The 13,425-nt window shown below is 66.5% G+C and carries 12 protein-coding genes; 8 read left to right on the top strand and 4 right to left on the bottom strand.

From position 1 onward, the window contains the following. Nucleotides 1-11 precede the first annotated feature (11 nt). The 7 genes from SLQ33_RS21155 to SLQ33_RS21125 all read left to right on the top strand — a co-directional run bounded on the left by SLQ33_RS21155 (nucleotide 12) and on the right by SLQ33_RS21125 (nucleotide 6,588). Nucleotides 12-1,313, top strand: a complete 1,302-nt coding sequence (locus SLQ33_RS21155) for a cytochrome P450 (RefSeq protein ID WP_413467678.1) — start codon at nucleotides 12-14, stop codon at nucleotides 1,311-1,313. Next, nucleotides 1,301-2,056 carry an SDR family NAD(P)-dependent oxidoreductase gene (locus SLQ33_RS21150; RefSeq protein ID WP_319455828.1) on the top strand — a complete coding sequence of 252 codons (756 nt, stop codon included), beginning with the start codon at nucleotides 1,301-1,303 and terminating at the stop codon, nucleotides 2,054-2,056. Before SLQ33_RS21155 ends, SLQ33_RS21150 begins: the two co-directional genes overlap by 13 nt. After that, nucleotides 2,053-2,661: a carboxymuconolactone decarboxylase family protein gene (locus SLQ33_RS21145; RefSeq protein WP_319455827.1), complete on the top strand. Its 609-nt coding sequence runs from the start codon at nucleotides 2,053-2,055 to the stop codon at nucleotides 2,659-2,661. Before SLQ33_RS21150 ends, SLQ33_RS21145 begins: the two co-directional genes overlap by 4 nt. Before the next feature lie 47 nt (nucleotides 2,662-2,708). Then, nucleotides 2,709-3,896: a metallophosphoesterase gene (locus SLQ33_RS21140; protein WP_319455826.1), complete on the top strand. Its 1,188-nt coding sequence runs from the start codon at nucleotides 2,709-2,711 to the stop codon at nucleotides 3,894-3,896. A 113-nt stretch (nucleotides 3,897-4,009) separates the two neighbouring features. Then, nucleotides 4,010-4,873, top strand: a complete 864-nt coding sequence (locus tag SLQ33_RS21135; RefSeq protein ID WP_319455825.1) for an SDR family NAD(P)-dependent oxidoreductase — start codon at nucleotides 4,010-4,012, stop codon at nucleotides 4,871-4,873. A 19-nt stretch (nucleotides 4,874-4,892) separates the two neighbouring features. After that, nucleotides 4,893-5,963 carry a dihydrodipicolinate reductase gene (locus tag SLQ33_RS21130; protein WP_319455824.1) on the top strand — a complete coding sequence of 357 codons (1,071 nt, stop codon included), beginning with the start codon at nucleotides 4,893-4,895 and terminating at the stop codon, nucleotides 5,961-5,963. A 10-nt stretch (nucleotides 5,964-5,973) separates the two neighbouring features. After that, nucleotides 5,974-6,588 carry a TetR/AcrR family transcriptional regulator gene (locus SLQ33_RS21125; RefSeq protein ID WP_319455823.1) on the top strand — a complete coding sequence of 205 codons (615 nt, stop codon included), beginning with the start codon at nucleotides 5,974-5,976 and terminating at the stop codon, nucleotides 6,586-6,588. 1 nt (nucleotide 6,589) lies between these two features. Here SLQ33_RS21125 and SLQ33_RS21120 read toward each other — a convergent pair whose 3' ends face one another. Continuing rightward, nucleotides 6,590-7,624: a GTP-binding protein gene (locus SLQ33_RS21120; RefSeq protein ID WP_319455822.1), complete on the bottom strand. Its 1,035-nt coding sequence runs from the start codon at nucleotides 7,622-7,624 to the stop codon at nucleotides 6,590-6,592. Between the two features lie 16 nt (nucleotides 7,625-7,640). Then, complete coding sequence (locus SLQ33_RS21115; protein WP_319455821.1) at nucleotides 7,641-8,027, bottom strand: DUF2237 domain-containing protein; 387 nt, start codon at nucleotides 8,025-8,027, stop codon at nucleotides 7,641-7,643. A gap of 122 nt (nucleotides 8,028-8,149) precedes the next feature. Here SLQ33_RS21115 and tenA point away from each other — a divergent pair, with 122 nt between their 5' ends. Next, the gene (tenA, locus tag SLQ33_RS21110) at nucleotides 8,150-8,833 is read left to right on the top strand and encodes a thiaminase II (protein ID WP_413467679.1); all 684 of its coding nucleotides are present in this window, start codon (nucleotides 8,150-8,152) and stop codon (nucleotides 8,831-8,833) included. Between the two features lie 10 nt (nucleotides 8,834-8,843). On the opposite strand, the gene SLQ33_RS21105 is transcribed toward tenA, so the two are convergent. Beyond that, nucleotides 8,844-10,229, bottom strand: coding sequence for an aspartate aminotransferase family protein (locus tag SLQ33_RS21105; protein WP_319455819.1), 1,386 nt, complete (start codon nucleotides 10,227-10,229; stop codon nucleotides 8,844-8,846). A 107-nt stretch (nucleotides 10,230-10,336) separates the two neighbouring features. Next, complete coding sequence (locus SLQ33_RS21100; protein ID WP_319455818.1) at nucleotides 10,337-13,231, bottom strand: MMPL family transporter; 2,895 nt, start codon at nucleotides 13,229-13,231, stop codon at nucleotides 10,337-10,339. Between the last annotated feature and the right edge of the window lie 194 nt (nucleotides 13,232-13,425).

Raw genomic sequence — 13,425 nt, 5'->3', positions numbered from 1 at the left:
CCGAGTCGAAAGTGTCCGTCGACGTTGATGCGGTCGACTTCTTCAGCGACAACAAGCTGCTGCACGATCCTTACGAGTACCTGGCGGCGGTGCGCAGCCGGTGCCCGGTGCGCAGGGAGCCACACCACGACGTCGTGATGGTGACGGGCTACGAGGAAGCCGTCGCGGTCTACAACGACAACGTGCGCTTCTCGTCGTGTACGTCGGTCACTGGACCATTCCCGGGCTTTCCCGTTCCCCTGGTAGATGACGACATCTCGGAATTGATCGAAAAGCACCGTCACGAACTGCCTTTCAACGATCAGCTTCCGAGCCTGGATCCACCGGTCCACACCGATCACCGGGCGTTGCTGTCACGGATGCTCACGCCGAAACGGCTCAAGGAGAACGAGGAGTTCATGTGGCGCCTGGCCGATCGTCAGTACGACGAGGCGCTCGCCAGCGGTAGCTGTGAGTTCGTCGCCGACTTCGGCAACCCCTTCGCGATGCTCGTCATCGCCGATCTGCTCGGAGTCCCGGAGTCCGACCACCCTGACTTCAGGGGTGCGCTGCTCAACTCAACCGGCACCATCGGCAGCAGCGGCGGCGATGCGATGCACCACTCGCCACTGGAGTACCTCTACGGCAAGTTCACTGGATACATCACCGAACGCCGCGAGAACCCGCGCGAGGATGTGCTGACCGGCCTTGCGGCAGCGGTGTTCCCAGACGGCAGCACCCCGCCCGTGACCGACGTCGTGTGCGTGGCCGCGAACCTGTTCGCCGCCGGGCAGGAGACGACTGTCCGGCTGCTCAGCACCGCGGTGCAGTTCATCGCCGAGGACCCGGCGCTGCAGGCGAGACTTCGCGCCGACCGCAGCTTGCTCCCCAGCTTCATCGAGGAGACCCTCCGGGTCGAGAGCCCAATCCGGGGCGACTTCAGGCTGTCCAAAGTCCCCGTCACGATCGGCGGAGTGGACCTGCCCGCAGGTACCACGGTGATGTTGAACAACGCGGCGGCCAACCGAGATCCCCGCAAGTTTTCCGATCCCGATTCCTTTGACATCGAACGCGCCAACGCCCGAAATCACATCGCCTTCGGTCGCGGAGCGCACAGTTGTCCGGGGGCCCCACTCGCTCGCGCCGAGGCGACGATCAGCCTCGGTCGGCTCTTGGACCGCACCTCCGACATCTGGATCGACGAGGACAAGCACGGCCCTCCCGGTGATCGGCGATACCGCTACCTGCCCACCTTCATTCTCCGAGGGCTCACCAAATTGCACATCGGCTTCAGCCCCAACGACGAGAAGGCCACGGGCACATGCCCTTCGTAGACACCACCGCAATCGTGACCGGCGGCGCCCAAGGCCTCGGCCTGGCGATCGCCGAAGCGCTCGCAGCCCGCGGAACCAAGGTCGCGATCTTCGACCTCGCAACCGACAAGATCGCCGCCGAAGTCGCCCGACTGCGTGGGGCGGGGGGCATCGTCAACGGCTACCCCGTCGATGTCTCCGACCGCGGACAGGTCCTGGCGGCGGTCGAGCAGGTGCGCGCCGACATGGGCTCGGTACTCATCCTGATCAACAACGCCGGTATCGAACAATTCGGCAAGTTCTCCGAGATCACCGACGAGCAGTGGGATCGCGTCGTGGCGATCAACCTGCGCGGGCCGTTCATCTGCACCCAGGTGGTGTTGCCGGACATGCTGGCCGCCAAGTGGGGCCGAATCGTCAACATATCTTCGTCGAGCGCGCAGGGCGGGCAGTCCCACATGGCTGCCTACGTCAGTTCGAAGGCCGGCGTCATCGGGCTGACCAAGAGCCTGGCACTTGAGTTGGGGCCCAAGGGGATTACCGTCAACACGATCCCGCCCGGGATGGTGGTGACGCCGATGCTCGAGAAGGCGATCGCGGAGGGGAGATTCAGCGCTCCGCTTGAACACTTCGCCAAGATCACGCCAGTACGTAGGGCCGGTCGACCCGAGGACATCGCCAATGCCGCGATCTTCCTATGCCAGGACGAATCCTCTTACGTCACGGGTCAGATCATCGGGGTAAACGGAGGACGAAGGACATGACCGAGGTAACACCACCTCTTCTTGCGCCGTTGACCGCCGACGAGTGGGGAGATGCGGAATACGCCGCGTTCGGAGCGCTGTTGGGACTGCCAGGCGAAAAGGTGCCGCGAGCGGGCTCCGGTCACGTGGCTGACCCGCTCAAGTTCGACATCATCGGCGTGCTGGCCCGGCATCCGAACATGGCGAGGAAGTTTCTGGCGTACAACGGATACTTGCTCCAACGTGGCGAACTGCCGACACGACTGCGTGAGCTGGCAATCCTGCGCGTCGCGCACAATCGTCGCTCCGCCTTCTTCTGGGGTGAGCACGTCAAGGTCGCCACTGACGCCCGGATGACCGCAGACGACATCGCCCGCCTCGCGCGCGGCAACGCCGGATTCGACGGCGTCGACCTGGTAGTCCTCACCGCTACCGATGAGCTGATCGTCGAAGGTCGGGCACATGACACGACGTGGCATCGCCTCGTTGACGAGCTAGGCACGCACCCGGCGGTGGAGTTGGTTTTCGTCGTCGGAACCTACGCCATGTTGGCGATGGCGTTCGAAACCTGGAAGCTCGCTCCCCCTGAGGGCAGTTCAGCGCTGCCCGCCCCGATTCTGCGCTGAGAAAACGAACCGATCGTCGCCGCACTGCATCGGTAGCCTCGGTTGTAATGTCCGAATCCCAGACCGTTCGCGCGGAACCCGCCCGACACGCGCGCAGACCACGCCGGTGGCTCCGCTTCGCGACCGTGTCGACGATCCTGCTGCTCCTGTTCGCGGTGCCCTGGTGGACGCTGCTGTTGGCAGGCGCGGCATGGCCGACGGCCGTCGTCGTCACCGGGTCGCTCGTCTTCCTTGCTGCTTTCGTGGCGCTCCTCGTGGCCATGACGTACGGCCATGGTCGCCGTCACCTGGACTGGGCGGCGGCCACCGCGGATGCGCTGCTCGGCGCGGTCTGGGTGTTGTTCGTCTGGTCGGTGTTGGCCCAAGTCCTACGGCTGATCTTGCTCGCATCCGGTGTCGAGGATCCGACGCGGTCGCGGATCGTGGCGGGAGCAGTCGTCGCCGTCGTCGGCGTGCTGTTGGCGTGGGGATACGCCGAGGCGATGCGGGTACCGCGCGTCCGATCCGTCGACGTCGAGATCCCTAGGTTGGGCCGCGGACTTGACGGCCTTCGCGTGGCGGTGCTGACCGACACTCACTACGGCCCGATCGACCGCGCCCGCTGGTCCGCCGCGGTGGTGGACCGCGTCAACGAACTCGACGCGGACGTCGTCTGCCACGTGGGCGACATCGCCGACGGCACGGCGGACGTGCGGGAGGAGCAGGCGAGGCCGCTCGCCGCGGTCAGGGCCAAGCTCGCTCGCGTGTACGTCACCGGCAATCACGAGTACTACAGCGAGGTGCTGGGCTGGCTCGACTACATGGACTCCATCGGCTGGGATACGTTGCGCAACAGGAACATTCTCGTCGAACGCGGCGGTGACACCCTCGTCGTCGCTGGCGTCGACGACGTGACGGCCCACGGGTCCGGCGTCGACGGGCACGGGGCGGACCTCGGCGCGGCGCTGGCGGGCGTCGACCCCGCGCTGCCGGTGCTGCTGCTCGCGCATCAGCCCAAGCAGGTCGAACAGGCGGCGAGTGCCGGTGTGGACCTGCAGATCTCCGGACACACGCACGGCGGGCAGATCTGGCCGTTCCACTTCCTGGTCCGGCTCGACCAGCCGGTGGTGCAGGGGTTGAGCAGGCACGGCGAGCGCACGCAGCTGTACACCAGTCGGGGCACCGGTTTCTGGGGCCCACCGTTCCGGGTCTTCGCGCCAAGCGAGATCACGCTGCTGACGCTCCGTCGGGCCTGAGCACACGGGTTCTGACTGCTGCAACCCCCTTGCCCTCAAATGATTACACGTGTAATTTTCTCGCCAGCCCGGCTGCGCGCTGCGTCGGGATCGAGCGGCAAAGGGGCTGCAAGATGGGCGTACTCGACGGCAAGGTCGCCATCGTCACCGGAACGAGCAGAGGCGTCGGAGTCGGCATCGCGCACGAACTCCTGCGCGCCGGAGCCACCGTCATCGGCTGCTCGCGGTCGCCGCTCGACGCCATCCCCGGTGTCGCCGACGAGCCCGGCTGGGCCGAACGCTCCGCCCAAATGGCGTGCGACCAGGGCGATTACCACGCGATCGACGCGATGGTCGGCGATGTCGTCGACCGCTACGGTCGCATCGACATCCTGGTGAACAATGCGGGCGGCACCGTGCCCGCCCCGCACGTCGAGGACGTTCCGGCGCTGGTGTCGCGCATTCAGGGGGCCCCGCCGTCCGACGACGACTACGAGCGCACGGTGCTGTTCCACGCCTTCGCCATCCAGATGAACCTCGTCAGCCCGATGTGGTTCGCCATTCGGGTCTACCGCCAGATGCGCCAACAGGATGGCACCGGCTGCATCATCAACGTCTCCAGCGGCGCCGGCCATCCGGCGGGCTCGCCGACGCTGGTGTCGTACGGCGCCGCGAAGTCCGGCCTCAACCACCTCACTCGGTCACTGGCCGAGGAGTGGGGCCCGCACGCCCGCGTCAACTGCGTGGCACTGGGACCCACGATCACCGAGAACTTCCGCTCGTTCGTGCTGTCCAAGGACGACCCGACGGGCGCGAAGTACTTCGATGCGGTGCCGCTCAAGCGCGGTGGCGAGCCCGCCGAGGTCGGACGGACTTGCGTCTTCCTGGCCTCTGGCACAGCGGATTTCATCAACGGCACCACCATCGAGATCGACGGCGGCATGCTGCCCGGCGTGCTCTACGACGCGGGCCTGAAGACCATCACCGACCTGCTCTGACCGCATCGAAAGGACCCCCGTGACCCGTCGGATCGTCCAGTTCTCCACCGGCAACGTCGGGGTGCACGCGTTGCGTAGCATCGTCGAGCGGCCCGATCTCGAGCTCGTCGGCGTTCACGCCCGCGGACCCAAGGTCGGTCGCGACGCCGCCGACCTGTGCGGCCTCGACGAACCCACCGGCGTGCTCGCCACCGACGACGTCGACGCCCTCGTCGCGCTTGGCGCGGACTGCGTGGTCTACACCTCGCAGGCCGAGACCCGCCCGCACGAAGCGCTGGACGAGCTCTGTCGATTCCTGAGCACCGGTACCAATGTCGTTGGCACGTCGTTCGTTTGGCTGGTCGCACCGGATCAGGCCGACGACTGGCTCCGTGAGCCACTGGCGAAGGCCTGCGCCGACGGCAACACCACGCTGTACGTCAACGGAATCGACCCGGGGTTCTCCGGTGACACGCTGGTGTACACCGCACTGAGCCTGGCCGCGCGGGCCACCGCCGTCACCGTCCAGGAGATCTTCGACTACGGGAGCTACGACGACGCCGAATTCACCGGTGTGAGTTTCGGTTTCGGCACCTCACCCGACCACACGCCCATTCTGTTCGCGCCCGGTGTGCTCGCCTCGATGTGGGGCGCCCAAGTGCGCAGCCTCGCCGTCGATCTCGGAATCGAACTCGACGAGGTTCGCGAACGTCACGAGACCTGGGTGACGCCGGAGCCGATCGAGTGCACGATGATGACGGTCGACCCCGGCACGGTTGCGGCCGTGCGCTTCGCCGTCGAAGGGGTGCGGGGCGGCGAGGTGGTGATCACCATGGAACACGTGAACCGGCTCACCGACGCGGCCGCACCGCACTGGCCGTATCCACCCGATGGGCACCCCGGCGTGCATCGCGTCGTCGTCGACGGCAGCCCCGGCGTCGAAATCAATGCCCACGTGGGCACTTCGGGTATCGACCACAACCAGGGCGGCGTCATCGCCACCGCGGCCCGCGCCGTCAACGTCGTCGAGGCGGTGTGCCGGGCACCCAGCGGCATCCTGGCCGCCCATGACCTCCGGCCGACCGACCACGTGCGCGGCGTGCTGTGGTGACGCCACCGCCGTGACCACACCCCGGAGGCCGCCCACGGGCACCCAGGCCCGCGCCGAACGCACCCGAGTCGCCGTCATCGACGAGACCGTGCGCTGCATCCTCGACGAGGGGTTCGCCCCGCCCAGCGTTCGGCACATCACCGACCGGGCCGGATTGACTTGGGGCGTCGTGCAATACCACTTCGGCGACCTGGATGGCCTGCTGATGGCGGTCGTCGACAAGGGGTTTGCGGAGCTCCTCGAAGCCTTGGGGGAGCTCCCGCCGGAGGCCGTCGTCGAGGGCAGCGTGCACGCGCGCACCCAGTTCGTCGTCGACGCGGTGTGGGACGCCTTCTCCAGTCCGACGTCGATGGCCGCCCTGGAGATCCTCATCGCCACCCGCGGGCTGCGCGACGGTGCGGCCAACACTCACCTGGCCGACCTGATGACCTCCCTGACCGCCCTGGGGCGCTCCCTCGGCAAGGGCCTATCGGCGCCGCGCGCCGGCCAGATCGGCAACCTCATCTGGGCGACGCTGCGCGGGCTCGTCGTCGCACAGATGGTGTGGCCGGAACCGCTGGACTCGTCCCGCGAGCGCCGGACGCTGGTCGACGTCATCACTGCCTACGTCGAGTCGCGCGGCTGAGTCAGATGCTGCGCCGTCGATGCCGCTGCAAGCGGCGGACGCCCACCGAGGGCGCGGATCCGTCGTGCGAACGCAACGCCGCCGTCACGCGGTCGCGCACGGCGTCGACGTCGAAGCGGGTGCCGATCGCGACCAGGCAGTTGGCCCGCGCGGTCGGTGGCGCAGCCGCGACGTGAACCGACGTGCCGACGACGTTCACGACATAGCTGCGCTCCCGCGCGCCGGTGCGGACGGCGACGGTGCCCTTGAGCCGGTAGACGCCCGTCGGCGGCTCCTCGAGCAGGTCGAAGAGCACGCCGGGGTCGATGCAGCCGTCGCTCGTCGCGGTCACGGAGGCGGCGTGTGCGTGGTCGTGGTCGCCGGCGTGTGGGTCCGAGGCCGGCTCCGCGTCGATCAGCAGTTCCCGAAACGACAGCTGCCCCACGCCTTCGTCGGCATCGGATACGTCGTACAGCAGCGCGGGGTCCACCCTTCCACCGACGGCGCCGACGACCTGGACGTGCGGATTGCGTTCTCGCACACGGGTTTCGATGCGCTCCAGGACGGCGGCGCGGCCATCGGTGGGGACCTGGTCAAGCTTGTTGACGACGACGAGGGACGCCGCGCCGTAGCGCGCGGGCGAGAGGCCGCCGCGGTCGACGGTGTCGAAGTGGGCCGCGGCGTCGATGACGTCGATGACGCCGCCGGGTCGCACGCGTTCGACGCCGCTGTAGCGGATGATCCGGGCCAGCGCCACGGGCTCGGCAAGCCCACTGGCCTCGACGATGATGGCGTCCAGACTCAGGCGGGGGTCGGTGAGCTTCTCCAGCGCCGCGTCCAGCCCTCCCTCGTCGGGCAGGCAGCAGATGCAGCCACCAGCGATCGACACAGGTTCGTCGACCTGCCCCGTTACCAGCGCGGCATCGACGTTGAGTTCACCAAAGTCGTTGATTACGACGCCAATACGGGCGCCCGGCGCGCGCAGGACGTGGTTGAGCAGACTCGTCTTGCCCGCGCCGAGGTATCCGGTCAGCGCGATGACGGGGACGGCTGCCACACCGGCGAGTCTAGAGCTACAGCCCGGCGATGTCGTCGGGCACGTCGACCGCGTGCTTTTGGAGCACGTCGAGGGATACGACGTCGAGCGCCCGCTCGTGGGTGGACGCCAACACGACTGGGCAGGCGAATCCGTCGGTGTGGGCCCGGACCCAGTTCAGCGCGGTGACACACCAGCGGTCGCCGGGCGCGAGTCCCGGGAACCGGTACTGGGGCATGGGCGTCGACAGGTCGTTGCCGATGGAACGCTGGTGCTCGAGGAATTCACTGGTCATGACGCCACAGATGATGTGGCGACCGACGTCCTCTTCACCCGTCGTGCAGCAGCCGTCGCGATAAAAGCCGGTCATCGGCTCCGTGCCGCAGGGTTCGAGCGGGCCACCCAGCACGTTGCGATCAGCCATGCGGTTCAGTATCGATGGTTTGCCGCGCATTTCACAGGTTCGGTCGGTATGTTCTACCGTCATTCCCGAATCTGCTATGCGAGGGGGTCTCGCGTCGCCGACGGAAGGCAGCAACCGTGAGCATCCCTGCCGATTCGCCCTCGGAGCCGTGGTCGCTGCGCCTGTGGCAGGAGATCGAGCCGACGTTCGACGCCATCCTTGCCCATCCCTTCATCAGCGGGCTGACCGACGGGACGCTCGATCAGAAGGTGTTCGGGCACTACGTCGCCCAGGATGTGCACTTCCTCGGCGACTACGCCCGCGCGCTTGCCGTCATCGCCACAAAGGCGCCGACCCTGGCCGACACGGCAATGTTCGCGCGCCACTCCGCGGACGTGTTTGACGTCGAGTTCACGCTGCACGAGACGCTGTTGCCCGCGCTCGGCATGCAGCTCGAGGCCGTCGCCGAGGTCCCCGTGGCACCGACGACGCTCGCCTATACGAGCTACCTGCTCGCCACCGCGTACAGCGGCAGCTTCGCCGATGGGCTCGCCGCCATCCTGCCGTGCTACTGGATCTACGCCCGGGTGGGCGAGCGATTGATCGCCAGCGGCTCGACGGACCTTCGCTATCAACGGTGGATCGACAGCTACGGCGGCGATGAGTTCGCCGCGTCCGTCGCGCAGGTCTTGGCACTCACCGACCGGATCGGGCCGACCCTCTCGCCGGTGGACGAGGCCAGGGCCCGCGCTCACTTCGCGAATACGGCCCGGTATGAGTGGATGTTCTTCGATGCGGCCCTTCTGAAGGAGACGTGGCCGCTGTAGTGACGGCCGGTCAGGTGGTGTGCTTGTCGGCGACGGTCAGCGCAGCGTCGAGCTTCTGCAGTCCCTCGTTGACCTCGGCGTCGCTCACGTTGCACGGCGGAACCGCGTGGATGCGGTTGAAGTTCGCGAACGGTAGCAATCCGTTGGCCTTGCACGCGGCGAGCACCTCGCCCATCGCCGGGCTGGAGCCGCCGTAGGGGGCGAGCGGTTCGCGGGTCTGCTGGTTGGCCACCAACTCGATGGCCCAGAACACGCCGAGCCCCCGCACTTCGCCCACCGAGGGGTGCTGGGCGGCCAGCTTGTGCAGTCCGGGGCCCAGGACGTCGTCGCCGATCCGGGCGGCGTTGGCCACCATGCCCTCGTCCTCCATCGCATTGATGGTGGCGACAGCGGCGGCGCATGCCAGCGGGTGACCGGAGTAGGTCAGTCCGCCGGGGTAGGGGCGCTCGCCGAACGTGCCGTAGATCGCGTCGCTCATCGCCACGCCGCCGAGCGGCACGTAGCCGGAGGTGACGCCCTTGGCGAACGTCATCAGATCGGGCTGAACGTCGAAATGCTGGATGGCGAACCACTTTCCGGTGCGTCCGAAACCGGCCATGACCTCATCGGCGATCATGAGGATGCCGTACTTGTCGCAGAGTGCGCGAACGCCCGCCATGTATCCGGGCGGGGGCACCATGATGCCCGCGGTGCCGGGTACCGACTCAAGGATGATCGCCGCGAACGACGTCGCGCCCTCGTGCTGGATCAGACGCTCGAGGTATTCGAGTGCGCGTTCCGTTTCCTGCTGCTCGTTCTCGGCGTAGAACGACGAGCGGTACAGGAAGGGTCCGTTGAAGTGCACGACACCCGCACTGGCGTAGTCGTTCGGGTAGCGGCGGGGGTCGCCGGTCAGGTTGATCGCGGTGTCGGTGCCGCCGTGGTACGACCGGTAGCGCGACAGCACCTTGTAGCGGCCGGTGTGCAGCCGGGCCATGCGGACTGCGTGCTCGACGGCGTCGGCGCCACCGTTGGTGAAGAACACGTGGTTCAGGTCGCCGGGGGTGCGCTCGGCGATCAGGCGGGCGGCCTCCGAGCGGGCGGCGTTCACGTGCTGCGGCGCGACGGTGCACAGCTTCGCGGCCTGTTCGGCAATGGCCGCAACGACTTTCGGGTGCTGGTGGCCGATATTGGTGAATACCAACTGCCCGGAGAAGTCGAGCAGCTTGGTGCCGTCGCCGTCCCACACGTACGAGCCCTGAGCCGCCAGCACCGTCATGGGCTTCAGCGCTCCCTGGGCCGACCAGGAGTGGAAGACGTGGGCGCGGTCGAGTTCGTACGCGCGCTGGCCCTCGGCGATCGCGGACGCGAGGTCCTGCCCGGTCGGCAGGGCGTCAGAATTGGTCAGAGCGGTCATGTCACGTCCTTGACGAGATCGGCGGCGAGTTCCTCGTTTGACGACGATATCCGAAATCCAAGTGCGCAGTCACGACGGATTGGGTGCAGATCGAGCCCCGCGGTAGTTCAGCCGGTCGTGACAGCAGGTGTGACGGCAGGCTTCGGCCACGGCACGCGTACCGGCCGTTGCCGGACGAGCTGCGGCCACCAGAACCACTTGCCCAGCAGGGCCGCGATGGACGGCGTCATCAGCGAGCGCACGATCAACGTGTCGAACAGCAGGCCGAGGCCGATCGTCGTACCGACCTGTCCGATGACCGTCAACTCGCTGACCGCCATCGACATCATGGTGAACGCGAACACCAGCCCGGCCGAGGTCACCACCGATCCGGTGCCACCCATCGCGCGGATCATGCCCGTGTTCAAGCCCGCGTGGATCTCCTCCTTGATGCGCGAGACCAGCAGAAGGTTGTAGTCGGCGCCGACGGCCAACAGGATGATCACCGACATCGGCAACACCATCCAGTGCAGTTCGATCCCAATGAGGTGCTGCCAGATGAGCACCGACAGTCCGAGCGAGGCGCCGAGCGATATCACCACCGTGGCGACGATGACGGCTGAGGCCACCACGGCACGGGTGATGATCAACATGATGATGAAGATCAACGCCAACGCCGCGATCGCCGCGATCATCAAGTCGTAGAACGCTCCGTCGGCCATGTCCTTGAAGGTGGCCGCGGTTCCCGCCAGGTAGACCCGCGAACCCTCCAACGGGGTGCCCTTGATCGCCTCCTTGGCGGCCTGCTTGATGGCATCGATGTGCGAGATGCCTTCCTCGGTGAGGGGATCGCCCTCATGAGAGACGATGAACCGCACCGACTTTCCGTCGGGGGAGATGAAGTTCTTCATGCCGCGCTTGAAGTCGGCGTTGTCGAAGACCTCCGGCGGCAGATAGAACGAATCGTCGTTGCGGGCGTCGTCGAACGCCTCGCCCATGGCCGACGAGTTCTCCGATGCCTCCGCCTGCTGGTCCTGCTGCCCCTTCTGGGTGGCATACATCGTCAGCATCATGGTCTTCATCGACGTCATCGTCTGGATCATCGAGGGCATCAACGCGACCAGCTGCGGCATGAGCGTGTCGAGCCGTTCCATGACGGGCAGCAGTTCCTGGATGTCGTCGGTCATGGTGTTGATGCCGTCGAGAGTGTCGAACACCGACCGGATCGCCCAGCAGCCCGGGATGTCGTAGCAGTGCGGTTCCCAGTAGAAGTAGCTGCGGATCGGCCGGAAGAAATCGTCGAAATTGGCGATGTTGTCGCGCAATTCGGCGATGTCGATGGTCATGCCCTTCATCTTGGCGACCATCTCGTGCATCAGATCCGCCATCTGCTGGGTCAGCGCGGACATCTTCGTCATCGTGTCGATGGTGTTCTGCATGTCATCGGCCTGCTTGAGCATGTTGGCCATGAGGTCCTGGTTGTACTTCTGGTTCATGATCTGGGTCGTGCTCTGCATACTGAGCTGGAACGGGATCGTCGTGTGCTCGATGGGCTTGCCCTCGGGCCGCGTGATGGTTTGCACCTCGCTGATGCCCGGCACCGCCATGACGGCCTTGGCGATCTTGTTGATCACCAGGAAGTCGGCCGAGTTCCGCAGGTCGTGATCGCTCTCGATCATCAGCAGTTCGGGGTTCATGCGGGCCGGCGAGAAGTGCCGGTCGGCGGCGGCGTAGCCCTCGTTGGCCGGCACGTCCTTCGGTAGGTAGAGCCGGTCGTTGTAGCTGTTGCGGTAGCCGGGCAGCGTGAGCAGGCCGACGAGGGACAGTGCAATGGTGGCGACGAGGATGGGTCCCGGCCACCGAGTGACGGCGGCGCCGATCTTGCGCCAGCCGCGAACCTTCATGGCGCGCTTGGGTTCCAGCACCTTGCCGATGCGGCTCAACGCGCTGATCACCGCGGAGCCGAGGGTGAGCGCGGCCAACACGCAGACCACCATGCCGATGGCCAGCGGGACGCCGAGCGTCTGGAAGTAGGGCAGATTGGTGAAGCTCAGACAGAAGGTGGCGCCCGCGATGGTCAGCCCCGAGCCAAGGACGACGTGGGCGGTGCTGCCAAACATGGTGTAGTAGGCGGCTTCTCGGTCTTCTCCGGTGCCGCGCGCTTCCTGATACCGCCCTATCAGGAAGATGGCGTAGTCGGTGGCGGCGGCGATCGCCAGGGTGACGAGCAGGTTGGTGGCGAAGGTCGAGAGCCCGATGATCTCGTGGAAGCCGAGGAACGCCACCACCCCGCGCGCTGCGGCGAGTTGGAGCACGACCATCACGAGGGTGATGAGCACCGTGACGATCGACCGGTAGACGAGCAGCAGCATGATGAAGATGACGGTGAACGTCACTCCCTCGATGAGCTGCATGCTGCGGTCGCCCGCGGTGTTCTGGTCGGCGGCAAGCGCCGCGGCTCCGGTGACGTAGGCGGTCACGCCCGGCGGCGCGGGCACGCTCTTCACGATGTTCCCGACGGCCTCGACGGATTCGTTGGCCAGCGACTCGCCCTGGTTGCCGCGCAGGTAGACCTGGACGTAGGCGGCCTTGCCGTCGTTGCTCTGTGAACCGGCTGCGGTGAGCGGATCGCTCCAGAAGTCCTGAATGTGCTCGACGTGCCCGGTGTCGGCCTCGAGCTTCTTGATCAGCTGGTCGTAGTAGGCGTGGGCGTCGGCTCCGAGTGGTTCCTGGCCCTCGAGCACGATCATGGCGGCGCTGTTCGAGTCGAATTCCTCGAAGACCTGGCCGATGTGCTTCATCGAGATCATCGACGGCGCGGCGTCCGGCGTCATCGAGACCGACCGAATCTTGCCGACCTCTTCGAGCTGCGGAACGATCACGTTCAGCACGGCGATGATGGCGATCCAGCCGATGATGATCGGAATCGCGAACGTGCGGATCATCCGAGGAATGAAGGGCCGCGCGGCGTGACGGGCCGGCGGAAAGGCGTCCGTCGGCGCGTCGGTGGTGTGGGTGCTCATGCGGGCCTCACCAGGCGTGGCCGCCCGAATGCACGTGTCATCGTCCTGCCGTTCGTTGCGTTCTTCGATGTCGAGTCGTCGATGTCGGGCTCAGGTCGTCCGGCCACTCATTTGGCGGCAGGTGCTTAATGCAGATATATAGTACGGCTAATAGTATGGCGCGCAAGCCGCCCTGCAAACCGCTACGTCGAAAG

The sequence above is a fragment of the Mycobacterium sp. RTGN6 genome, from assembly GCF_033804605.1.
Classification (GTDB): Bacteria; Actinomycetota; Actinomycetes; order Mycobacteriales; family Mycobacteriaceae; genus Mycobacterium.
This window is presented reverse-complemented; position numbering and strand designations above follow the sequence as displayed.